This window comes from Pseudomonas sp. LABIM340 (genome assembly GCF_040017195.2).
In the GTDB taxonomy this organism is placed as follows: Bacteria; Pseudomonadota; Gammaproteobacteria; order Pseudomonadales; family Pseudomonadaceae; genus Pseudomonas.
Genome location: NZ_CM200227.1, coordinates 4,148,719 through 4,172,009, shown reverse-complemented (window position 1 = coordinate 4,172,009; position 23,291 = coordinate 4,148,719). Strand labels below are relative to the sequence as shown.

The window sequence follows — 23,291 nt, the reverse complement described above, 5'->3', positions numbered from 1 at the left end:
CCCCCTCACGAATACCGTCAGGGGGATTGCCACTTCGACATCACCTCAGAAGTCAGCCTTCAGAGTGACCGTGTAGTTACGCGGGTCGCCATACTGGTTGCTCGCGTTCAGCCAACCGATGGAGGAGTAGTACTTCTTGTCGAACAGGTTGTTGCCATTCAGGGCGACGCTGAGGTTCTTGTTGATCTGGTAGCCCAGGCGGGCGTTCCAGATGGCGTAGCCGGACTGCTTGATATCGCCGACTCCACCGGTGCCGCCGAAGTTGGTGTTGTAGTTCTCGCTCTGGATGCTGGCGCCCGCGCCGGCGGTCCACTGGTTCAGTTCACCCGGCAGCTTGTAGTCGGCCCAGAAGCGCAGCAGGTGGCGCGGCGTGTAGCTGTTGAAGGTGGAGCCGGAGGAGGAAGTGCCGTCGCCCGGATCGTTGAGGAACTTGGTCGAGGTGTAGGTGTAGCCGGCGAACAGCTGCAGGTCCCGCAGCACTTCACCGCTGATCTCCGCGTCGAAGCCTTCGGCGCGAACCTTGCCGCCGGCCACGTAGCAGTTGTCCTCGCCGTTCTGTCCGCACTCCGAGGCGTAGTCGTACTGCGCACGGTTCTCCTGGTCCACGCGGAAGATCGCGAAGCTGGTGTTGATGCGGCCATCCATCAGCTCGCCTTTCAGGCCGAGCTCGTAGTTCGAACCCTCGATGGGCTTGAGCGCGGCGCTGTCCTGGGTCAGCTCGGTCTGCGGCTTGAAGATGTCGGTGTAGCTGGCATAGACCGACCACTGGTTGTTCAGCTCGTAGATGAGGCCGCCGTAGGGGGTGAACTCGCCGGTTTCCTTCGAGTGCGCTGGGGCGGGGGAGGAGGTGGTGAAGCGGGTGAGCTCGTAGTCGTACTGGTAGTTGCTGGTGCGCCCGCCCAGGACCAGGGTCAGCGGCTCGGCCAGCTTGTAGCGAACCACGCCGTAGAGGCCGTTCTGGCGGATATGGCCCTTGGAGGTGCCGGCGTAGGTGGTGCCGAGCATTTCCTCGGTGGTCGGCTCGCGCGGGGATACCGGGTCGTAGATGTTGATCGGCCCGAGGTTGAGCAAGCCACCTTGCAGGTCGTCGGTCTTCAGGTCGCTGGCGTTGGCGCCGACCACCACCTGGTGCTCCAGGTCGAAGGCGCGCCACTTGCCGGCAAGGTTGATGTCGGCGCCCTTGTTGATGTTCTCGAAGTCGTAGAGGTAGGCGCGCGACTGCATGCCGTCGCCGGTGGCCGGGTCGACCGCGCCCCGGCCGAAGCTGTAGAGGATGTCGTTGGTTTCGCGGATGTAGCTGCCCGAGGCATTCAGGCGCCAGTCATCGTTGAAGTCATGGGTGACGTCGGCGAAGTAGGTGGTCTGCTTGTTGTTCCACTTGTTCCAGTCCGCGCCAGTAAAGGTGGAACGCCCCGCATGCACCGCGCTGCCGTCCTTGTTGCGCGGCAGGCCGCCGAAGGACGGTGTCGAGCGCAGGTCCTCCACGCTGGCGCCGGCGGCCACCCGGGTATCGTCGGTCAGGTCGTACTCGAGAATGCCGTAGAGCACGTTCTTGCGGCTTTCCGCGGTGTCGTAGAAGTAGTCCCGGTCCTCGTGGGCGGCCACCACCCGGCCGCGCAGCCTGCCGTCCTCGGTGAGCGGAGCGCTGCCGTCGAGGGTCTGCCGGTAGGTGTCCCAGGAGCCTGCACTGGCGGTGAGCGAGAGCGACGGTTCGGCCTTCGGACGTTTGCGCACGAGGTTGATGGCGGCGCCGGGGTTGCCGCTGCCCTGCAGCAGGCCGTTGGCGCCGCGCAGGACTTCGACGCGGTCGTAGAGCAGCGTGTCGGAGGTGAAGCTGCTGCCGATGGCGTAGTAGCGGCGGTCGAGGGGGACGCCGTCGTACTGGATGGTCTCCACCTCGAAGCCGCGCGAGTAGATGTACTTGCCGCCGGACGGGCTCTGGTAGGTGGTGATGCCAGTGGTTTTCTCCAGCACCTGGTCCAGGGTGTCGAGGCGCTGGTCGTCCATCGCCTTGCGGGTGATGACGGTGACCGACTGCGGGATGTCCTTCAGGCGCTGGGTCGACTTGCCGATGGTGGCTTCGCTGGAGGTGTAGGAGCCGGAGTCTTCCGTCGTCGGCCCGAGGCCCTGACCGGTGACGATCGTGTCGCTCATCGCCAGTGCCGCCGGAATTTCCTCCAGCACATAGCTGCCGCCCTGGTCCACCGCTCGCAGTCCGGTGCCGGAGAGGAGGGCGGCGAACCCGGCCTCCCGCGAATAACTGCCGTGCAGGCCGGCCGACTGGAGGTGGGCGGTCTTGCTGGCATCGAACGAGAGCGCGACCCCGGCTTCGCTGGCGAAGCGGCTGAGCACCTCGGTCAGCGACCCGGCGGCGATGTCGTACTGCCGGATGCTCTGCACTGCGCTGGACTCTGAGGGCTCTGCGCCCTGAGCGACGGGTACGCCGACGACGGCGACACTGAAGAGGGCAGCCTGCACGTGAATGGCAAGCCGGTGGCGAACGAACGGATACAGCATGGTCTCTCCCCGGTGGTGGTGACCAAGTGGGTCACTGATGCCGGAGTAGCCGAACCAGGGACGAAGAAAGTGCACGGTGATTGGAAAAATCTTTTCCCGCCTCCACGCCGGCGTCAGCCGCGCGGAGCCACGGTCACCCAATACCCCGTGCGATACACCACCGCGACAGGGAAACTGCGTTCAAGGGCCCTGAGCGCGAGGTCGGTGTCATCCACCGGGAAGGCGCCGGAAATGCGCAGCCCGCTGATGCGCGGGTCGCACCTCAGCCAGCCGTGACGGTAGCGCCCCAGCTCTTCCAGCAGCTCGCCCAGCGGGCGGTCGATGGCAATCAGGCTGCCCTGTGTCCAGGCACCAACCGACGCATCATTGACCTGTGCGGGTTCGATGGTGCCGGAGATGATGCGAGTGTGCTGACCGGCTTCCAGGCGCAGGGGAGCCCCGTGGCCGGGTACGGAGACCTCGACTGCTTTCTCCAGTACCGCCACCTCGGTTCCGTTGCCCCAGCTGCTCACGCTGAAGCGAGTGCCCAGCGCGCGCACGGTGGCGTCGGCGCTGCGTACGCGGAAGGGGCGGGCGAGACCATCGCTCGCGGTGCTCACCATGACTTCGCCGGCACGCAGGACGATCAGACGCTGGTTGGCATCGAAGAGCACATCCACTGCGCTGTCGGTGCCCAGTTGCATCTGGCTGCCGTCCGCCAGGGTGAAGTGGCGGCGTTCGCCCACCGCCGTCCTGTAGCCGGCGGTGTAGCGCTGGCGTGCGTCACTGCGCCAACCCAGGGTGGCCAGGCCGCCCAGCGAGCCGAGCACGACGAAGCTGCGCAGCACCTGGCGCCGGGACTGCCCGGCCGAGGCCAGCGTGGCAGCCGCCAGGCGACCCGGCACGCGGGCCATCTGCAGGTTCACCGATTCGATGCGCTGCCAGGCGCGCTGGTTGATCGGGTCGGCCGCCAGCCAGCGTTGCCAGGCCCGCTGATCGCCGTCTCCCGGTGCCGCATTGGCCAGGCGTGCGTACCAGCGGGCCGCTTCGCTGATGGCTTCCCGTTCATTGGGTTGCAGGGCGTCGTTCACAGGACGCCCGCCATGGCCAGGCAGCAGTGCTCCATGGCCTTGGCCATGTACTTGTTCACCGTGCGCAGGGAGACGCCCAGTCGCTCGGCGATCTGGTTGTAGGTCAGTCCTTCGAGCTGGGAAAGGATGAAGGCCTGCCGGACCTTCGGCCCCAGGCCATCTAGCATCCGGTCGATTTCCTGCAGCGCCTCGAGCAGCAGCGCCTGTTCCTCGAGGGACGGCTGCACCGCTTCGGGCAGAAGCACCAGCGCTTCCAGGTAGGCGCGCTCCAGCGAGCGGCGGCGGTACAGGTCGATGACCAGGCCCCGGGCGATGGTCTGCAGGTAGTGCCGGGGCTCGCGGATCGCCTCGGCGCTCCGGGCCATCAACACGCGAACGAAGGTGTCCTGCGCCAGGTCGGCGGCATCGGCGGAATCGTTGAGGCGCTTGCGCAGCCAGCCACGCAGCCAGCCATGATGGTCGCGGTAAAGCATCCCTACCGCCTGCAGCGACGAATCCCCCTGCATTGCAATCCCCTAAGAACAATTTGCAAACGACAATCGTTATCAAATATACGGGATGTGGGATTGCTTGAAAACTGCGGCCGCATGAATAGCCATTCCGGCCGGAAGTGGACTTTGCCCGGCGTCGGCTACCGAGCCAGAGCGACGACTGATGAAAGCCTGGAAGAGACGGTTGTTGCTGTCCCGGCGCCCAGCTGTCGATGAGCGGCAAAAGTCGTGCTGAAGCTCCCCTCCTGCGTTCCGGCATGTTGCCCCACAACGTCCTAGGGCGTGGCGGGAGTGTTCCGTTCGGGGCCAAGAAGATAGTCTGTCGTCCTACGCCACAAGGACTGTCATGCGCATTCGAAAAATACTGTTTCCCTGCTCGCTTCTCTTCACGATGCTCGGTTCCGCGGAGGTCCTGTCAGCCTCTACCGACAAAGCATTGAGCCTGTTTGAAGCTGAGCAGTACCAAGCATCCATCCATGAGGCGGACCGGGTGCTGGAAGCGACCCCGGATGATAGCGAGGCCCTGAACATCAAGGCTCTGTCGGTTTCTGTCCTGGGCGATGACAACACTGCGATACGCCTGGTCTCGGAGGCACTTGAAGCCTCCCGCAAGACTGGCAAAGCATCGATCGAGCAACAGGCGAACTACTGGAACAATCTCGGCTACTTCAACGAGCGACAGCGAAATTTCCAGCTTGCCCTTGGCTATTACAGAAAGTCCCTGGAGATGCGCCTCGCCGCATATGGCGAAAGCGACCTGCGCACTGCCGATAGTTACAACAACCTTGGCACGACACTGAGCAAGCTGGGGCAGTTTGACGAGGGGTTCGCTTACCTGCGCAAGAATCTGACATTAAGAGAGCGGCTGCTCGGGGCAGACCACCATCAGGTTGCCGTTGCGATAAACAATCTCGGTAATGCCTACAACCTGCAGGGCGACTACGAGTCGTCGCTGCCACTCTTTCAGCGGGCATTGCAGATTGATACACGGCTGTATGGGCCTCAACATCCGATTCTCGCCGTCCGCTGGAACAATATTGGCGATGCCCTTCGGGGGCTGGGCAGATATGACGAGGCCGCACTCTTTCTGAACAGGGCCCTGGCAAGTGACCTGGCCACCTTTGGCGAGAACCACCCCAAGTTGGTTCTGCGCTACTTCAATCTGGCGAGGCTTTACGAGGCCCAGGGCGACGTATCCAGATCAGGCGATGCCTATGCCAACGCACTGCGAATACTGCGGCAAGTCAACCCCGGCGACACAGAGCAGATCCAGTTTCTTGAATCGAAGCTGGGAACCGCGGCAGCGGTCTCTGCTGCGGGAAAATGAACCTTCTCCAGGAACCCATTTGTGGCCGCGGGAGCCTCAAGGGAGGATAGCTTCTGCCTGGATCAGTGGCCTGCGCCAGCCATGCGCGGGCTTCGCTCACTACTTGTTGCCCAACCTGGCGAGCACATTGGACGCCAGCAAAACCACGCCTTCTGCCGTAGGGACGGTCCTCACCAGCGCCTGCGCGACCGCCTGCGCATGGACGGGCCGATATTTCCCTGGCATCAGCGGCCCCAGGAGCTTCGCGATCGGGATCGCCAGCTGTTCACCGAGGCGCGGCGGTTGCTGCAGGCCATCGCGGTAGTCCAGCAACAGTGAGGGTTGCGCGATCACCAGCGCCGTCAGTTGCATCGCCTTGAGGGCGTCCTCCAGCTCACCTTTGACGCGGTTGTAGAACACGGAGGACTGCGCGTCGGCGCCCGCTGCGCTGACCAGTCCCACGCGCCGGGTGCCCGCAGCGAGCGCGGCGTTGGCCACGGCCAGATTGGCGTCCAGGTCGACAGCGCGGAATGCTGCCTGGCTGCCGGCGACCTTGATCGTGGTGCCGAGCGCCAGGTAGGCCTCGTCGGTCGCTGGCAGCACGGGCAGGCGGCCGAAATCGACGATGTGAACCTGAAGCTTGGGGTGGCTGAGATTCAACGGCCGACGACTCAGGGCATGCACCTCGCAGACGGAGCTGTCCGCCAGCAGTGCCTGGAGTATCTGGCCTCCCACAAGGCCGGTGGCGCCGGCCAGCAGCACTTTGCGTTGATCGTCGGGGGTGGGCACGTTTGCGGCTCCTCAGTTCAGGCGCATGGCATGTCGGGCGCTGTCGGGCGTCTGCCCGGTCCAGTCCTGAAATGCGCGGTAGAAGGAATTGGGATCTTCGAAGCCGAGCAGGAAGGCAATCTCCCCGCCCGATAAGGTGGTTTTCGCCAGATAGTGACGCGCGAGGTTTTCGCGGGTGGCATTGACCAGGGCGCGAAAGCTTTCCCCTTCGCCCTCGAGGTGGCGCTGCAGCGTACGCTTGCTCATGCCAAGGCGCACGGCGGTTTTCTCGATGGTCGCGGCGTTGCCCGGCAGCAGTTCCAGGAGTACCGCACGCACGCGGTCTGCCGTGGTCGCTGTCGCGTCGAGCTCACTGAGCCGGCGGCGAAGGTCCGGCTCGAACACCCGCCACATGTTTTCGTTGACCGTAAGAAAGGGGCGCAAGGCGTCCACGGCGGCGAATGTGATGCACGGACTCGCCCCCTGTTCGACGGGGGCGCCGAAGAAGCTCTCGTAGCGTCGGACATGGGCGCCGAGCGGTAATTGCGGAAGCGCCACACGAAGCGCTTTGACCGGCTCGCGGGTCGCGAGTCGGGCCAGGCGCAGGAAAAACGCGATCTCGGCTACCTGCAGCGAATACGGCACTTCGGCCTGCACGGATAGCCAGTGAGGCGTCAGCGTCAGTTCGCCTTCCTTGCCAACGTCTACTTCCAACCGCATGGGCGCCACGAGTTGCTTGTACTTGGCGAGACGCTGCACGGCCTGCATGAGATTGGCGCTGCAAAGGGCGGCGAACAGGGGCGGGTCGAAGGTCTCGGCGGATAGCGTATCGACGAGGCGCAAGGGAAACAGGGCGTCGCCGGCTTCGACCTCCAGCGCGCACCAGAAGCGGAAATAGTCCTCCGGGGAAAGTCCCGGCGCTCCACGGGAAAGCAAGTCGTCCGGAAGGCCGGCACGACGCAATACATGAGCAGGCTGCAGGCCAAGATCCTTCAGCAGGGTCTGCCAGCCGATGTTCATGGGAAAGGTCTTGTTCTGCACCGTCGGGATTCCATCGTCACTCAGCAGGGGGGGACGCAGCCCCTTCGAAACGCACACGGAGTATAGAAAGGTGGAAGACTTTTTCTCATGCAAAGTGCGCCATCCGGACATCGAACGGCGCCAGTATCGGACGTGTGCGCCTCGACGTGGACTGGCGTCGTTCCCCTGAACAATGGCGTGTATTGCTAGAGCCCGGTCACAGGCGGCTTCTTAGAGTGAGCAGCACAACGTCGCTATGTGAGGGGATGTACCTCGCCACGACGCTGTTCAGCCAACCGGCCGCTGTGGATGTGGCGTGCCCGCCCGATTGGGCGCCATCCGCGACTGCTGCCGCACGAACGACTTTTGAGCCCGCGTGCTCGAGGAAAAACGCCATGACCCGCCAGACCATTCTCATCACCGGCTGCAGCAGCGGCATAGGCCGCACAACCGCCAGGTACTTCCAGGAGCGCGGGTGGAATGTCGTGGCGACAGTTCGCTCGAACCCGGAAGGGGACCAGGAACTCAATGCGCTCGACAATGTGCTGGTCACCGAACTCGACGTTACCCGCAAGGCCAGCATCGACTCGGCCATCGCTGCCGGGATCGAGCATTTCGGCAGGATCGACGTCCTGCTCAACAATGCCGGATACGGCTCCTACGGGCTGCTGGAGGCAACACCCGAGCACAAGATGCGCAGGCAGTACGAGGTCAATGTCATCGGTACCATGCTGGCGATGCAGTCGATCCTCCCGCACTTTCGCCAGCGTGGCGAAGGACTGATCATCAACATCTCGTCCATGGGCGGAAAGATTACCTTCCCGCTCGGCACGCTGTACCACGGCTCGAAATTCGCCGTCGAAGGAATGACCGAGGCGCTCTCCCACGAGCTCGCTGCGATCGGGGTGACCGTCAAGCTGGTCGAGCCTGGCGCGATCAACACCAACTTTGCGACTACCTCGCTCGACATGAACCTCGACCCCGGCCTCACCGAGTACAACGCGTTCGTCGAGGCTGTAACCGGGGCGTTCGGCACTCTCGTTGCCCGCGGTTCCGATCCGGTCATCGTGGCGAAAACCGTGTGGGATGCGGCTACCGATGGAACCCGCCAGCTGCGCTACATCGCTGGTGAAGACGCCCGGCAGATCATTGCTGCGCGCCAGCAGATGAGCGATCCCGAGTACCTCGCGCACCTGCGCAGTCAGCTGGGACTCTGACAGACCGACGAGAAACGCGGATGCGTGTCCACCTCATGGCGGTTGGGGCCATACCTCCCGCCATAGGTTTTTCCGGTGGTCGTGGCAGATTGGAAAAGCAGCATTGGCCGCTGAAGGAAAGGCACAGTGCAGCACGACGGGGCAGGGCGGGGGCTAGCATGCTTGTGGTGATTTCGGGGTGTTCGGGCGCTGGCAAGTCAACGCTGCTGGCCGAGCTTGCACGTCGCGGGTACGCCGTCGTCGAGGAGCCCGGCCGGCGCATCATTGCGCAGGAGCGCGCGGGTGAAGGAAGCGCATTGCCCTGGGTTGATGCAGAGGCCTTCGGGCGGCGCGCGCTGGCCATGTCCGTGACTGACCATGAGGCGGCGCAAGGGCTCACCTTTTTTGACCGGGGCATCGTCGATGCGGTCGTGGCGATCACCGCGCGTGGCGGTGATCTGCCGGTGGCTCCTCTCGCCACCAATCGCTACGACCGGCTCTTTCTCGCGCCGCCATGGCCTGAAATCTACGAGAACGACGCTGACCGCCGGCACAGCCTCGAAACGGCCTTGCGCAACTGTGAACGCGTCCGGCGGGCCTATCTGGATGCCGGATACCAAGCGGTCATGCTGCCCTGCGATACGGTTTCCGCTCGCGCCGATTTTGTCCTGGCCAACTGTCAGGGTGGGAGTGGCAGGTCTCGCGAGTGATCGGGAGCCGGTTAGCGCACCGACCTGGCCAATGGCTGGCAGAGGTCCGCTAAAGACAGCTGTCTCTCCCAATCGTCGAGGAACTGGTCGTCCGCTGCTCAGCAACGACCGGTGCATCGATGCATCCACCAGCCGCCGCGCACTACCTCGGCGGGGCCACGCAAAGGTCGTGTACCAGCGGCGATACACGATAGAAAGGAAATACAGGAGAAATTAGCAAATGGGATGTATTACCATTTGCGACAAATAATCACTACCTGCCAATTCCAGACACAAGGCCGTCCTCCATGAAACCCCGTTTCTCCGCTCTGTTGCTCACCGGAGCCTGCAGCGCGATGCCTGCGGCATATGCCGCGGACGATGTACTGAACATGTCCGACAGCGTGATCCAGGCCCCCGATCGCTCCGACGCACCCAGCGAGGGCTATCAGACCAAAGCGTCGCGCAGCACCACGCGGATGAAGTTGACCGACCAGGAGACGCCGCAGGGCGTCACCACCATCACCCGCCAGCAGATGGATGACTTCGGCCTCAACGACGTGCGCGATGCGCTGCGTTCGGCCCCCACGGTGACCGTGGAGCAGTTCGAGACCGATCGCACCATCTTCACCTCGCGCGGCTACCAGATCGACACCTTCGAGTACGACGGCATGGGCCTGCCGTTCGCGCAGACGCTGCTGGGCGGCGGCCAGGACATGGCCGAGTACGAGCAGATCGACGTGCTCCACGGCGCCAATGGCCTCATGAGCGGCACCGGCAATCCGTCAGCCACGGTCAACTTCGTGCGCAAGCGTCCCACCGATACCTTCCAGGCGAGGGTCGGCAGCAGCGTCGGTTCATGGGACAACCGCCGGGTGGAGGCCGATGTCTCCGGCCCGCTGACTGACAGCGGCAATGTGCGCGGCCGCTTCATCTACGCCCACGACAAGGGCAACTCGTGGCTCGACCGCTACAGCCACGAGGTCAACGTCGCCGCTGGCCTGCTGGCTTTCGACCTGTCCGCTGCCGACACCCTGACGGTCGGTTTCTCCCAGCACAACTCCGACTCCAACGGCACTACCTGGGGCAACCTGCCGCTGGTGGACAGCAGCGGCAACCCGATCCATTACAGCAGCCGCAGCTCCAGCGTCGGCCAGGACTGGACCTACTGGAACCTGCACACCCAGCGCGCCTTCGCCGAGCTGAACCACGATTTCGGCAACGGCTGGAACGGCAAGCTCACGCTGACCGGCATCACCCAGTACCAGGACACCCAGCTGTTCTACCTCTACGGCATCACCGACGACGCCGGCACCGCCTACTCCAACCAGACCGCCAGCACCCAGCATCAGGTGATCGGTGAAGGCCAGCTCTCCGGTCCGTTCCAGTTGCTCGGCCGCGAGCATGAGCTGACCCTCGGCGTGAACTATGGCCGCACCCACCTCAAGGCCAGCGCCAACACCATCGGCGAGAACGGCTACTACAGTGCCAACCTGTCCGATGCCCTGGCCGGCAATCTGCCGCGCCCGGCCATGCCCTACACCAACGACACCACCAACGCGCAGAACTTCGAGGATACGCAGAAGAGCGTCTACGCCGGTGCGCGCTTCAGCCTGATGGATGACCTGCACTGGATCGTCGGTGCGCGCATGCTCAGTGCCGACGGTAGCGGTGACAGCTATGGTGCCGCGCACGACACCCGCGAGCACGGCAAGGTCACCCCGTACACCGGCCTGGTCTACGACCTGAACCCGGAATGGGCGGTCTATGGCAGCTGGACGCGGATCTTCTCCCCGCAGTACGTGATCGGCACCGACGGTGGCCTGCTCGACCCGCTGGAAGGCACCAGCAAGGAAGTCGGCATCAAGGGCAACCTGCTGGACAGCCGCATGAGTGTCAGCGCCGCGCTGTTCAAGACCGACCAGCGCAACGTCCAGGAGTACGCCGGTTACGTCGATGGCCATTACGTCTACAACGGCGTGGACAACAAGAGCCACGGTGTCGAGCTGCAGGCCTCCGGTGAGGCGCTGCCCGGCCTGGACCTGCTGGCCGGCTACACCTATGTGCGCATCGATGACGACAATGGCGACCGCACCCGCAAGTACGTGCCCAAGCACACCGTGCGCGGCTCCGCGACCTACCGCCTGCCGGGCCTGCCGCAGGTCAAGGTCGGCTCGCGCGTCAGCTGGCAGAGCGGCGTCGAAAGCGACAGCTACAGCGCGGTGCGCCAGAGCGCCTACGCGCTGGTCGACCTGATGACCAGTTACGACATCGACTCGAACTGGAGCACCTCGCTGAACCTGAACAACCTCACCGACCGCAAGTACCTGCTCTCGCTGGAAAGCGGCAGCACTTCCAACTACGGCGCACCGCGCAACCTCACCGCGTCGGTTACCTGGAAGTACTGACGGGCGCACGGGGTCGGGTCCGCGACGTGCGGCCCCGACCCCATCTCAGGGACAGCTACATCCCGTTGTGGAAGTCGCGGTGCTCCAGCTGAATGCGCTCCCGCAGGCCTCTCATGCTATGGGCATATTCGCTCAGCACCCGCAGCGCCCAGTCGGCTCGGCGGCGGATGCGCAGGTCGTCTTCCCCGGTGGGTTCGACGGTGTTCAGGACCTGATCGACCTGGCGGATGACCAGTTGCTCGGGCAGGTAGCAGATGCGCGAGTTCTTGTAGCTGGAGGCGCGCAGCTCGGAGAGCGGGTAGGAGCCGCCCAGGCCCGCCGACACGCCCACCAGCAGCGCCGGCTTGTGTGCCAGTTCGGAGTAGCCGGCGTAGAGGAACAGGTTCTTCAGGGCAGGGCAGGCCATGCCGTGCCACTCGGGGGAGATCACCACCAGGGCGTCGGCGCGCTGCAGTTGCCCGGTCTGTTCCACCCAGGCCTGGTCTTCGATCGGCGCCGGCCACAGCGGCAGCGGAGTGCGGCCGAGGTCGACGACGCTGACGCTGGTGCAGATTTCCAGCGCCTGCAGGCGCTCGGCCAGGTAGCGGGCGACCTTGGCGGACTGGCTGGATGCCTGGCTGGAGCCGGCGATCAGGGTGACGTTCAGGTTCATCGGGCGATCTCCGCTACTTCTTTCGACTGCGACTGCGACTGTGTCTGTGGTTGGGTATCACGCACCAGCGGCCAGAACACTTCCTGCTGCCAGCTCACCGGGTGCATGTCCTCGATGCCATAGGCCGGCGGCCGGCGGCGGGTGATCTTCGCGGTGCCGAACAGCACGTCCCAGAAGAACAGCAGGTTGCCGAAGTTGCCCTTGTAGTTCGTCACGCCGTCCTCGGCGTTCAGGCCGTGGTGCGCCGAATGGGTGGAGGGTGTGGAGATGGTCCGCTCCAGCAGCCACATCAGCGGACGCAGTACGCGGATGTTGTAGAGCTTGTCGTCCCAGGCGACGCTGCTGTGCGCGCCGAAGATCACCAGCATCTTCACGATCAGGTAGCCGTAGTAGAAGTTGGCCAGCCCCAGGTAGACCAGCGCGCTGGTCAGCCAGATGCCGGGCATCAGCAGGTAGTAGAAGCTGTTGTTGCGATAGACGATGCGGATGCTCATGTACGGCGCCGAATGGTGCGCGCGGTGCAGGGCGTAGAGGAAGGGCACGCGATGGGTCAGGCGGTGCCACCAGTACTGAGTCATGTCGTCGAGCACCAGGAACAGGCCGAGGGCGGCGTACCACGGCAGGTCCGCCAGGCGGCCCTGCAGTTGCGGGGCGAAGTGGCCCAGCAGGTGGTTGGTGGTGAACAGGATCAGCGGGAAGGTGATCAGCAGCAGGATGCCCGAGCCGAAGATTTCCAGCATGGTGTCGCGGCGCCGGGAAGTGGGCTGGCGGAAGCGGGCGCAGGCCATTTCCAGCAGCATGAAGGCAATGAAGATCGCGACCACCACGGGGGTCGGATTATTGGCGAGCAGTTCAGAGTTCATGGCACTCTCTTCTTGTCAGCTTCTTGGTTGCCCCTCGGGGCGCGGCAAGCACAATAAGAAAACAAGGGCCCGGCCCGCGTCAGGCGTGAAATGGACAGAAATCCCCGAGAAGTGGCCAATCCTCAGCGTTACCACCGCGGCTCGCTGGGGCTGGTGCTGGAGCGTTACCTGCAGGGCATTTGCCGGCACCGCGAAGGTGACTACAGCATGGTCGCCCTGGAAGAGCTGCTGGCCGAGGCGCAGCAGCATGACCCCGCCATCGGCCTGCGCCTGTTCGAGCATTTCACGACGCAGGACCGGCACATTCTGGCGCTCTCCGCCGGCTACTGCGCCAGCGCCGGCGAGGCCCTGCAGCTCTGGGCGCGCTACGGGCGGCTGGCCTCGGACATGGACACCATCGACTACCTCGAGGACGACCACGGCGCCGGCGTGGAGGTGATGATCGATGCCCCCGGTGATCTCGCCCGCTTCACTGTCGAGCACTATTTCGTCATGAGCCTCACCGTGATGCGCGAGGCCACTGGCCGCGGCATCACGCCGTCGCGGGTAGAGTTCAGCCACCCGCGTCCCGCCTATCACGCACAGTACGCCGAGGCATTCGGCGTACCGGTCGAGTTCGGCAGTCACGGCAATCGGCTGTACTACGCCACGGACGACCTGGCCCTGCCGCTGCTTAGCCGCCATGCCGGCATGCTCGAGATCATCTGCCAGGAACTGGAGCGCCGCCTCGGACGCCAGCGCCAGCTAAGCGGCTGGGCCGGGAAGCTGGCGCGGAACATGCGCCGGGCCCTCGCCGAGGGGCGGGTGCCGGGCTTGGAGGAGCAGGCCGCGGCCCTGCACCAGAGTGCCCGGACCTTGCGCCGGCGCCTGGAAGAACAGGGGCTGAGCTTCCGTCAGTTGCTCGATCTGGTGCGCGGTGAGCTGGAGCAGCACTTCGAGTTGCAGGGGCTGGCCGCGGGCGAGATCGCCACGCGCCTGGGCTATGGCGACCAGGACGCCTACCAGCATGCCCGCCGTCGGTGGCGCGAGCACGGGTAATCGACGCTGGCGGGATGTAGTCGCGCATAGCTGGGCGCAGCTGGGCTTTCTTTTCTGGCGCCCCGCTCATTTCACGACAGGTGCCACCATGGCGCGGCGTCTCACAGTTGCTACAGTTACCCCGCAAGCGGTGGCACGGCAGTGTGTCTGGAGAGCAGCTCCAGCACGCCATCGGCAAGGAAACCGAATCGACGGAACAAGGAACAAGCCGTGTCCACGCGTGAGCAGATTGCCGCTCTGGAAGCCGCCGTATCGGCGCAGGTACTGGGTCAGGAAGAAACCGTCCGGCATATCCTGCTCGGGCTCCTGGCCAATGGTCATGTGCTTCTGGAAAGCCTTCCGGGGCTGGCCAAGACCCGCACCGTCAAGGCGCTGTCCAGGCATCTGGATGCGCGGATGAGCCGCGTCCAGTTCACTCCCGACCTGTTGCCCTCGGACATCACCGGAGCGGAAATCCTCCAGCAGACGGAGCAGGGCAACCAGCTGAAATTCCAGCCCGGGCCGCTGTTCGGCAACGTCATCCTCGCCGACGAGATCAACCGCGCGCCGGCCAAGGTCCAGGCGGCGCTGCTCGAAGCCATGGAGGAGCGCCAGATCACAGTGGCCGGGCAGACGCACCGCATGCCGGGGCTGTTCATGGTGCTCGCCACGCAGAACCCGATCGAGCAGGAAGGCACCTACCCGCTGCCCGAGGCGCAGATGGACCGCTTCCTGATGAAGCTGCTGATCGACTATCCACGGGTCGAGGACGAATCCCGCGTACTGCAACTGGTGCGCGCCGAGGAGCGCAGCCAGCAGTCCGGAGCGGCGCCCGAGGCCGTCACGCCGCTCGCGCAGGAAGCCGTGTTCGCCGCCCGCCAGGAAGTCGGCGACGTGCATGTTTCCGAAGCCATCGACCGCTACCTCATCGACCTGATACACGCCACGCGCCGTCCTGCCGACTACGACGCCGATCTGGCCCGCTGGCTGAAGGTCGGCGCCAGCCCGCGCGGCGGCATCAGCCTGGACCGGGTATCGCGCGCCCACGCCTGGATGGCGGGCAACGACTACGTCACCCCCGACGATGTGCGCGCCGTCGTGCATCCCGTCCTGCGCCATCGCCTGCTGCTGTCCTATGACGCCGTTGCCGATGGCGTGGCGGCCGATCAGGTGATCGACCGGCTGCTCGACAAAGTGGCGATCCCGGCCTGAGGAGGCATCCATGGCCGAATCGCAGCCGGTTGCCGATGGTCATGTCTACGCGTCGCTGCAGCAGCTGATGCTGCTGGAGCACCGCGTGCGCGGTCTGAGCTTTGTGTCGCGGCAACCGCTTTCCAGCATCCTTTCCGGCAGCCATGCGGCGCGCCTGCGCGGGCGTGGGCTGAGCTTCGACGAGCTGCGCCAGTACAATCCCGGCGACGACCTGCGTCACCTGGACTGGCGCGCCTCGCTGCGCTACGGCAAGCCCTTCGTGCGCAGCTACACCGAGGAACGCGACCGGCCGACCCTGCTGCTGGTGGACCAGCGCATGAGCATGTACTTCGGCTCGAAACGCAGCTTCAAGTCGGTGCTCGCCGCCGAGCTTGCAGCACTGGGTGGCTGGATGGCGCTGCAGGCCGGCGACCGGGTCGGCGGCCTGGTGTTCGGCGACCGTAACATCGAGTACATCCGCCCCCTGCGCAGCCGATCGAGGGTGGAGGCGCTGTGCGCGACCGTCGTCCGGCACAACCATGCGCTGCACGCCACACGCAGCGACGAGGACTCACCGGGGCAGCTGGACCGCGTACTGCGTCAGTGCCTGGGCGTGGCCGGCCACGACAGCCTGGTGGTGATCATCAGCGACTTCGCCGGCGTCACCGAGCAGACGCTGCAACTGCTGCGGCAACTGAGCGCGCACAACGATGTGCTGGCCCTGCAGGTCTTCGATCCCATCGCCATCAAGCTGCCTGACAAGGGCCGGGTGACGGTGACTCAAGGCGAGCTGCAGGTCGAACTGGAGGTGGGCCGGCGCCAGGTGCACCGGCCGCTGGGGGAGTTTCTTTCCGGGCGGCTCAAGGACGTCGCGACGCTGCTGCGCCGCAGCCAGGTGCCGCTGATGATGTTCAGCAGCGGGCGCGATGCTCTGGAGCAGCTGCGCGGCGAACTCGGGCGCCTGGCACGATGAGCGCTCCCAGCATCGATCAACTCCAGGAGCTGGCGCCGCCGCCTCCGCTGGTCAGCTATTGGCCGCAGACCTGGGCCTGGGTGGTGCTGGCGCTGGTGCTGCTGTTGCTGGTGGCGGCGGCAGTGCTCTGGCGCTATCGGCGCTGGCGGCGCGACCGTTACCGGCGCGAGGCGCTGGTCATGCTCGACGAACTCAGTGCCGCCATGACGGAGCCTTCCCGGCGATTGGCCGCCTTGCGCCAGTTGCCGATGCTGGTCAAGCGGGTCGCGCTGTCGATGCCCGATGGTGCGGCCTCGGCGCCCCTGGGTGGCGCCGACTGGCAGGCCTTTCTGCAACAGCGCAGCGTGGCGGCGTTACCGGTCGACCTGGAACGGCAACTGGCACTGCTGGCCTACGCCCCGGATACGCGTATCCAGGCCCTCGGCGAGCCGGACGCGCAGGCCTTGCTGGTGGCCTGCCGGCAATGGATCGAGGTGCACCATGTGGCAGCTTGAGTACCCCTGGCTGTTGCTCCTGCTGCCCTTGCCCTGGCTCGCCTGGCGTTACCTGCCGGCCTACCGCGAATCGCGCAGTGCCCTGCGCGTGCCGTTCTTTGCTGCCATGAGCCACGCCGCAGGCCAGGAGCCGAGCCGTGGCGGCGCCGCTGGCGGGCGCTGGCAGTTGCCGCTCAACCTGCTGGTCTGGGCGCTGGTGCTGCTCGCCTGTGCGCGCCCGGTGCTGGTGGAAAAACCCATCCAGCGCGTGCAGCCGATCCGCGACCTGATGCTGGCCATCGACATCTCGCAGTCCATGGAGACCAGCGATTACCGCGATGCCACGGGCAACCGGGTCGATCGCCTGAGCATCGTCAAGGGCGTGGTGCGCGACTTCATCGGCCAGCGCAAGGATGACCGCATCGGCCTGATCGTCTTCGGCACCGGCGCCTTCGCGCAGTCGCCGCCGACCCTGGACCACGCCAGCCTGCTGATGCTGCTGGACGAAGTGGGCATCGGCATGGCCGGGCCCAATACGGCGTTGGGCGACGCCATCGGCCTGACCCTGAAACTGCTGGAAAAGGCGCCGGAGCAGCAGAAGGTGCTGATCCTGCTCACCGACGGCAACGACACCGGCAGCGCCATCACGCCGGCTCACGCCGCTGCCATGGCTCACGAGCGCGCAGTGGTGGTGCACACCATCGGCATCGGCGACCCCGAGGCCAGCGGCGAGTCGAAGGTGGACCTGCAGACCTTGCGCGATATTGCCCGGACCACTGGCGGACGCTTCTTCCGCGCAGGCGATCGCGAGGCTTTGCAGGCGGTCTACGCGACGCTGGACCAGATCACCCCGCATCAGGTGAAGACCCTGAGCCACCAGCCCAAGCGCGACCTGTTCTGGCTGCCGCTGGGCGCCGCGCTGCTGTTGCTGCTGGCGGCCCATGTAATGGCGGCCATCGCCGGCCGGCTGGCCGTTCCGCGTGCAGCGCAGGCCGGCCAGGAAGCGGAGGGCTGATGGATATCGATCTCAGCGCCTTCCATTTCCTCCGCCCGGTATGGCTGCTGCTTCTGCTGCCGGGCATCCTCCTGCCGCTGCTCTGGAGCCGTCGCCACGACCTGGCGCGGCGCCTCGACGGGATTATCGCGCCGCACCTGCTGCAGCATCTGCTGATCACCCCGGTCGACCCGCACCGCGTGCGCCCGGTGCAATTGCTCGGCGCCGTGCTGGCGATCGGCGGTGTGGCCGCTTCCGGGCCCACCTGGGAACAGGATCGCCCGGCTTTCCTGGAGAACCGCGCGCCGCTGATCCTGGCGCTGGACCTGTCGCCGTCGATGGCCGCCAACGATGTCCCGCCCTCGCGCATTGAGGCGGCCAAGCACAAGCTGCACGATCTCATTGCCCGCCGGCCGGGGAGCCCCACGGCACTGGTCGCCTACGCCGGCAGCGCTCACCTGGTGCTGCCCGCGACCCAGGACGCGGCGTTGCTCGACAGCTTCCTGCAGGCGCTGTCGCCCGGCCTGATTCAGCGCGACGGCAAGGATGCGCTGGGTGCCATCGAGAAGGCCGTGCAACTGCTGGCCGCCGAGCACTCGCCGGGCACGCTGGTGTTGCTCACCGATGGCGCCGACAAGCAACAGTTCGACGCCATCGACGAGGCGCTGCGCGGCAGCGATCTGCAGGTGCTGGTGCTGGCGGTCGGCAGCCAGGATGGCGGCCTGCTCGCCGGTGGCCAGCAGGACTCCGCGGGCCGCCCCTTGCTCGCCACTTTCGATGCTGAAGGCTTGAAGGGTCTGGCGGACGCCGCGGACGCACCGCTGGGCAGCCTGACCCTCAACGACGACGACCTGGACTGGATCGAACTGCATGCCCAGCAGCACTTCCAGGCCGCCCAGGGCGACGAGCGACAACTGCACTGGAAGGATGCCGGTTACTGGCTGTGCTGGCCCTTGCTGCTGCTCGTGCTGCTGAGTGTGCGCAAGGGTTGGAAGGTGCACTGGCTGAGCGCGCTGCTGCTCGCCGCCAGCCTGGGCGGACTGCCGCAGCCGGCGCGCGCCGGCGTGCTCGCCGATGCCTTCTTCACTGCCGATCAGCAGGGGCGCTGGGCGTTCGAGCACGGGCACTACCCGCAGGCGGCGGCGCAGTTCCGCGATCCCTTCTGGAAAGGCCTGGCCGCTTACCAGGCGGCGGACTACCCGCTGGCACTGGCCAGCTTCGCCCGGCTGGACACGGCGCAGGCGTACTTCTACCTGGGCAACACCTACGTGCGCCTGTCGAAATTCGACCAGGCCATCGGTGCCTATCGCCAGGCGCTGGCACGCCAGGCTCAGTTCCCGCAGGCCACGGCGAACCTGGCATTGGCGCTGGCCTTGCAGAAGGATCGCGAGGACCAGCAGGAGGCTGGCCCGCCCGACGAGAAGCCCGACCAGGAGGTCTTCGACAACACCACCGGCAAGGGCAAGGACGTGCCGCGTCAGGGCGCCCAGGCCGAGTCGGACGAGCAGTGGCTGAACAACCTGAGCACCTCGCCGGCGCAGTTCCTGCGCCGCAAGTTCATGCTGCAGGACGCGGCGGCGGGGGCGGGCTCATGAAGCACTTGTTGGCCATCCTGCTGCTGTGCCTGCCGCTGCTCGGCTTCGCCGCCGAGCCCGAGGTGAGGGTCCGCGCCCAGCTGTTGCCGGGAGATTCGGTGATGGTGGGCGGCACGCTCAACCTGCAGCTCGACCTGCTGGTGGACACCTGGTTCAGCCAGCCGCCGCAGTTGCCGCCGCTCAAGCTGGCCGGCGCAGTGGTCTCCGAGCCGGCCAGCGAGGCCACGCACCTGACCGAGAAGATCGACGGCAAGACCTTCTTCGGCCTGCGCTTCCATTACCAGATCACTCCACAGTCGGCGCGCGCTTTCGCTATCCCGCCGCTGGATATCCAGGTGCAGCCGGGGCAGGGCAGTGGTCCGGTGCAGGTGCACAGCCAGCCGCTGCACTTCACGGCACGCCAGCCCGCCGGCGCGGGTAGCGAATCGGCGCAGCGCCTGGTGGCCAACCGGGTGACCATCAGCCAGGAACTTGCGGCCTCCCATGAACCGCTGCGCGTGGGGGACAGCGTGACGCGCAAGGTGCATGTCCGCGCCGAGGGTGCACAGGCGATGCTGATTCCCGCACCGGCATTCATCGACGTCGATGGCCTGCGCCGCTACCTGCAAGCGCCGACCGTGCAGCCCCTGAGCGATGGTCGTGGCGGCGTGCTGGGCGGCGAACGAATGGACGCGGTGACCTACGTGGTCACCCGCGCCGGCGACTTCCAGCTTCCTGCCATCGAGCTGTCCTGGTGGGCAGCGGACAGCGGCGAACAACAGTCGGTCTCCGCCCCCGCATTGAAGCTGTCGGCCAGCGGGGCGGCTGTGTACCAGGCGCCATTCTCGATCAGTGACGATCTGCGCGAACTGGGCCGTCGGGCGCAGGTGCGTATCGCCAGCCATTGGCTGGCACTGGCCGGCGCGCTGGTGCTGCTGGCGGCGCTTGCCTATGCGCTGCGCACCTGGGGTGGTCCGTTGCGTAGGGCTGCACTGGGTGCGTTCGAACGCCGCCGCCAGGCCTGGCGAGAGTCGCCTGCATACGCCTGGCGACAGGTCCGCCAGCAGCTCGAAGGCGACCCGCCGCAGGTGGGGGCGCTGTATCTGTGGCTTCGTCGGACGAACGGTTGTCGTGAAATGAGTGCAGCGATTCCTGAACGCTCCGTCAAATCCTCCAATCCTTTGCTAGCGTTCCTCAGGGGCCGCTACGGGCGTCCGGGCGTGCAGCCCGGCGCGGGGCCGGGGCCACTGATCCGGGCGTTGCCGGATATTCGCCGGGAACTGGGCACGAGCGAGCCGACGAGCTTGCCGGCCCATGCCCTCAAACCTTTGAATCCGTGACCAGGGATGTGACATGCCTTCGACACTCGCTCAACCACTGGCCCGCTGGATGCTCCTGCTGCTCCTCGGCGTGCCGTTCCTGGTCCGTGCCGCAGACGCACTGCCGTCGTGGAACGACGGACCCTCGCGGCAGGCCATCGTCGCCTTCGTCGAGGCGGTGACCCGGGAGGGCGGCAAGGACTTCGTGCCGCCGGCCGAGCGCATCGCCGTGTTCGACAATGACGGCACGCTGTGGAGCGAGCAGCCGATGTACTTCCAGGTGCTCTTCGCCCTGGACGAAGTGAAACGGCAGGCACCGCAGCACCCGGAATGGAAAGAGAAACAGCCGTTCAAGGCGGTGCTCGAAGGCGACCACAAGGCCCTGGCCGACAGTGGCATGCAGGGCATCCTGGAGATAGTCGCCGCCACCCATTCGGGTGTCAGCACCGAGCAATTCATCGCCAATGCGCGCAGCTGGCTGGCCAGCGCCCGCCATCCGCGCAGCCACAAGCCCTACACCGAGATGGTCTTCCAGCCGATGCTGGAGCTGCTGGGTTACCTGCGCGCCAATGGCTTCAAGACCTACATCGTTTCCGGCGGCGAGGTGGCGTTCATGCGTGCGTTCGCCGAAGAGGTCTACGGCATTCCGCCCGAACAGGTGATCGGCACCACCCTGGGCAGCCGCTTCGAGGACCGCGACGGTCAGCTGTCGATCCAGCGCCTGCCCAAGCTGGTGCACAACGACGATGGCCCCGGCAAGCCGGAGAGCATCGACAGCATCATCGGCCGGCGGCCGATCCTGGCCTTCGGCAACTCCGATGGCGACCTGCAGATGCTGCAATGGACCACCGCAGGCCAGGGGCTGCGCTTCGCCGGCCTGGTGCACCACACCGATGAAAAACGCGAGTGGGCCTATGACCGGCAGAGCAAGGTCGGGCACCTGGACAAGGCGCTCGACATGGCGAAGAACAAGGACTGGGTAGTAGTGGACATGGCAAGGGAGTGGAAGCGGATCTATCCGTTCGACCAATAGCAAGCCAACAGGCAAACCGCAGGGACACGGGGATTTCCAGCCAGGTAGTCGGCATCTCCAGTGACGCAGTCGTGGCAAACGATGAGTAACTGGAAGGGAGAAACACCAATGAAGCGCACGGGAAGATGGATATCGCGGTTCGCCCTCGCGGCGACGGCGATAATGGGGTGCTCGATCGCCAGTGCGGCGGACAAGCCGAACATCCTGGTGATATTCGGCGATGATATCGGCCAGACCAATATCAGCGCCTACGCCTTTGGCGTGGTCGGCTACCAGACGCCGAACATCGACCGCATCGCCAAGGAAGGCATGATGTTCACCGACTACTACGCGGAGAACAGCTGCACCGCCGGCCGCTCCACCTTCATCACCGGCCAGTCGATCCTCCGCACCGGCCTGTCGAAGGTAGGCATGCCGGGCGTTCCGGTTGGCCTGCAGGACCGCGACGTCACCATCGCCCAGGCGCTCAAGGCTCACGGTTACGCCACCGGGCAGTTCGGCAAGAACCACCTGGGCGACAAGGACGAGTACTTGCCGACCAAGCATGGCTTCGACGAGTTCTTCGGCAACCTGTATCACCTCAACGCCGAGGAGGAGCCCGAGCGTCCCTACTGGCCCAAGGATGACCCGGACTTCGTCAAGGCTGCCTCACCGCGCGGGGTTATCCACTCCACCGCCGATGGCAAGATCGAGGACACCGGCGCGCTGACCAGCAAGCGCATGGAAACCATCGACGACGACACCACCCAGGCCGCGATCAACTTCATGGACAAGCAGGTGAAGGCGGACAAGCCGTTCTTCGTCTGGATGAACACCACGCGCATGCACGCCTTCACCCACGTGCGCGAGTCCATGCAGGGGCAGAGCGGCATGCCGGGCAACGACTACGCCGACGGCATGCTCGAGCACGACGGCGACGTCGGCAAGCTGCTCAAAGCGGTGGATGACCTGAAGATCGCCGACAACACCATCGTCGTCTACACCACCGACAACGGGCCGAACCAGTGGTCCTGGCCGGACGCGGCAACCACGCCGTTCCGCAACGAGAAGAACTCCAACTGGGAGGGCGCCTACCGGGTGCCGGCGATGATCCGCTGGCCGAACCACATCAAGCCGGGCAGCGTCTCCACGCAGATGTTCTCCGGGCTGGACTGGTTCCCCACCCTGCTGGCTGCGATTGGCGACACCGACATCAAGGAGCGTCTGCTCAAGGGTGCCGATGTGGGCGGCAAGAGCTACAAGGTGCACCTGGACGGCTACAACCAGCTCGATTACCTGACCGGCAAGACCGACAAGGGTGCGCGCAAGGAGTTCTACTACTTCAACGACGAGGCCGAGCTGGTGGGCATGCGCTTCGACAACTGGAAGATCGTCTGGTGCGAACAGCGCGCCCCTGGCGGCTTGCAGGTCTGGAGCGAGCCCTTCACCTGCCTGCGGGTACCCAAGCTGTTCAACCTGCGCATGGACCCCTACGAGCGGGCGGACGTGGTCTCCGACCAGTACTACGACTGGCTGACCAAGAACGACTACCTGCTGTTCCAGGGTACGCGCAAGGCAGCGGCCTTCCTGCAGACCTTCGTCGATTATCCGCCGAGCCAACGCCCGGCCAGCTTCAGCATCGACCAGATCCGCAAGGAAGTTGACGCGAAGATCGAAGCGAAGATGAAGCAGGGCGCCAAGTAGTGATCGGTAACCGGGGCGCCCGAATTCGGGCGCCCGACTCATCCCCCGCGATAG

20 protein-coding genes are annotated in these 23,291 nt (G+C 65.5%); 13 read left to right on the top strand and 7 right to left on the bottom strand.

Translation table 11 applies throughout. The annotated features are described in order from the left end of the window. Nucleotides 1-45 precede the first annotated feature (45 nt). The 3 genes from ABKS89_RS18925 to ABKS89_RS18915 form a co-directional block, all read right to left on the bottom strand. Complete coding sequence (locus ABKS89_RS18925; protein ID WP_348586587.1) at nt 46-2,517, bottom strand: TonB-dependent siderophore receptor; 2,472 nt, start codon at nt 2,515-2,517, stop codon at nt 46-48. 113 nt (nt 2,518-2,630) lie between these two features. After that, nucleotides 2,631-3,587, bottom strand: coding sequence for a FecR domain-containing protein (locus ABKS89_RS18920; protein WP_348586586.1), 957 nt, complete (start codon nt 3,585-3,587; stop codon nt 2,631-2,633). Beyond that, nucleotides 3,584-4,093, bottom strand: a complete 510-nt coding sequence (locus ABKS89_RS18915) for a sigma-70 family RNA polymerase sigma factor (RefSeq protein ID WP_348586584.1) — start codon at nt 4,091-4,093, stop codon at nt 3,584-3,586. Before ABKS89_RS18915 ends, ABKS89_RS18920 begins: the two co-directional genes overlap by 4 nt. Nucleotides 4,094-4,424: 331 nt before the next feature. On the opposite strand from ABKS89_RS18915, the gene ABKS89_RS18910 reads away from it, so the two are divergent. Continuing rightward, entirely contained in the window at nt 4,425-5,405 is a 981-nt protein-coding gene (locus ABKS89_RS18910) for a tetratricopeptide repeat protein (protein WP_348586582.1), read from the top strand. 99 nt (nt 5,406-5,504) lie between these two features. On the opposite strand, the gene ABKS89_RS18905 is transcribed toward ABKS89_RS18910, so the two are convergent. Both ABKS89_RS18905 and ABKS89_RS18900 read right to left on the bottom strand, forming a co-directional pair. Then, complete coding sequence (locus ABKS89_RS18905) at nt 5,505-6,173, bottom strand: NAD(P)H-binding protein (protein ID WP_348586580.1); 669 nt, start codon at nt 6,171-6,173, stop codon at nt 5,505-5,507. A 12-nt stretch (nt 6,174-6,185) separates the two neighbouring features. Next, a complete protein-coding gene (locus ABKS89_RS18900; protein WP_348586578.1) occupies nt 6,186-7,193 on the bottom strand; it encodes an AraC family transcriptional regulator in 1,008 nt (335 codons plus the stop codon). Between the two features lie 374 nt (nt 7,194-7,567). On the opposite strand from ABKS89_RS18900, the gene ABKS89_RS18895 reads away from it, so the two are divergent. The 3 genes from ABKS89_RS18895 to ABKS89_RS18885 all read left to right on the top strand — a co-directional run bounded on the left by ABKS89_RS18895 (nt 7,568) and on the right by ABKS89_RS18885 (nt 11,465). Continuing rightward, nucleotides 7,568-8,389 (top strand): SDR family oxidoreductase, encoded by an 822-nt coding sequence (locus tag ABKS89_RS18895; RefSeq protein WP_138214644.1) that lies wholly within the window; start codon nt 7,568-7,570, stop codon nt 8,387-8,389. Nucleotides 8,390-8,547: 158 nt separating this feature from the next. After that, nucleotides 8,548-9,078, top strand: a complete 531-nt coding sequence (locus ABKS89_RS18890; RefSeq protein WP_348586576.1) for an AAA family ATPase — start codon at nt 8,548-8,550, stop codon at nt 9,076-9,078. A gap of 287 nt (nt 9,079-9,365) precedes the next feature. Beyond that, the gene (locus ABKS89_RS18885) at nt 9,366-11,465 is read left to right on the top strand and encodes a TonB-dependent siderophore receptor (RefSeq protein ID WP_518300955.1); all 2,100 of its coding nucleotides are present in this window, start codon (nt 9,366-9,368) and stop codon (nt 11,463-11,465) included. 55 nt (nt 11,466-11,520) lie between these two features. Here the strand turns inward: ABKS89_RS18885 and ABKS89_RS18880 are convergent, their stop codons facing one another. Continuing rightward, complete coding sequence (locus tag ABKS89_RS18880) at nt 11,521-12,117, bottom strand: NADPH-dependent FMN reductase (protein ID WP_348586572.1); 597 nt, start codon at nt 12,115-12,117, stop codon at nt 11,521-11,523. Further along, a complete protein-coding gene (locus ABKS89_RS18875) occupies nt 12,114-12,980 on the bottom strand; it encodes a sterol desaturase family protein (protein WP_348586571.1) in 867 nt (288 codons plus the stop codon). Before ABKS89_RS18875 ends, ABKS89_RS18880 begins: the two co-directional genes overlap by 4 nt. 90 nt (nt 12,981-13,070) lie before the next feature. Between ABKS89_RS18875 and ABKS89_RS18870 the strand changes: the two genes are divergently transcribed. The 9 genes from ABKS89_RS18870 to ABKS89_RS18830 all read left to right on the top strand — a co-directional run bounded on the left by ABKS89_RS18870 (nt 13,071) and on the right by ABKS89_RS18830 (nt 23,237). Beyond that, nucleotides 13,071-14,018, top strand: a complete 948-nt coding sequence (locus ABKS89_RS18870) for an AraC family transcriptional regulator ligand-binding domain-containing protein (RefSeq protein ID WP_138214639.1) — start codon at nt 13,071-13,073, stop codon at nt 14,016-14,018. Between the two features lie 210 nt (nt 14,019-14,228). Then, entirely contained in the window at nt 14,229-15,209 is a 981-nt protein-coding gene (locus ABKS89_RS18865; protein ID WP_348586569.1) for an AAA family ATPase, read from the top strand. Between the two features lie 10 nt (nt 15,210-15,219). After that, on the top strand, nt 15,220-16,161 hold the full coding sequence (locus ABKS89_RS18860) for a DUF58 domain-containing protein (protein ID WP_138214637.1): 942 nt from the start codon (nt 15,220-15,222) through the stop codon (nt 16,159-16,161). Continuing rightward, on the top strand, nt 16,158-16,655 hold the full coding sequence (locus ABKS89_RS18855) for a DUF4381 domain-containing protein (RefSeq protein ID WP_348586567.1): 498 nt from the start codon (nt 16,158-16,160) through the stop codon (nt 16,653-16,655). Before ABKS89_RS18860 ends, ABKS89_RS18855 begins: the two co-directional genes overlap by 4 nt. Then, nucleotides 16,642-17,649, top strand: a complete 1,008-nt coding sequence (locus tag ABKS89_RS18850; protein WP_348586565.1) for a VWA domain-containing protein — start codon at nt 16,642-16,644, stop codon at nt 17,647-17,649. The genes ABKS89_RS18855 and ABKS89_RS18850 overlap by 14 nt, the downstream gene beginning before the upstream one ends. Next, nucleotides 17,649-19,223, top strand: a complete 1,575-nt coding sequence (locus tag ABKS89_RS18845) for a vWA domain-containing protein (RefSeq protein ID WP_348586564.1) — start codon at nt 17,649-17,651, stop codon at nt 19,221-19,223. Before ABKS89_RS18850 ends, ABKS89_RS18845 begins: the two co-directional genes overlap by 1 nt. Continuing rightward, the gene (locus tag ABKS89_RS18840; protein WP_348586562.1) at nt 19,220-20,542 is read left to right on the top strand and encodes a hypothetical protein; all 1,323 of its coding nucleotides are present in this window, start codon (nt 19,220-19,222) and stop codon (nt 20,540-20,542) included. The genes ABKS89_RS18845 and ABKS89_RS18840 overlap by 4 nt, the downstream gene beginning before the upstream one ends. A 13-nt stretch (nt 20,543-20,555) precedes the next feature. Continuing rightward, the gene (locus ABKS89_RS18835) at nt 20,556-21,554 is read left to right on the top strand and encodes an HAD family hydrolase (protein ID WP_348586561.1); all 999 of its coding nucleotides are present in this window, start codon (nt 20,556-20,558) and stop codon (nt 21,552-21,554) included. A 108-nt stretch (nt 21,555-21,662) separates the two neighbouring features. After that, complete coding sequence (locus tag ABKS89_RS18830; protein WP_138214631.1) at nt 21,663-23,237, top strand: arylsulfatase; 1,575 nt, start codon at nt 21,663-21,665, stop codon at nt 23,235-23,237. Nucleotides 23,238-23,291 lie beyond the last annotated feature (54 nt).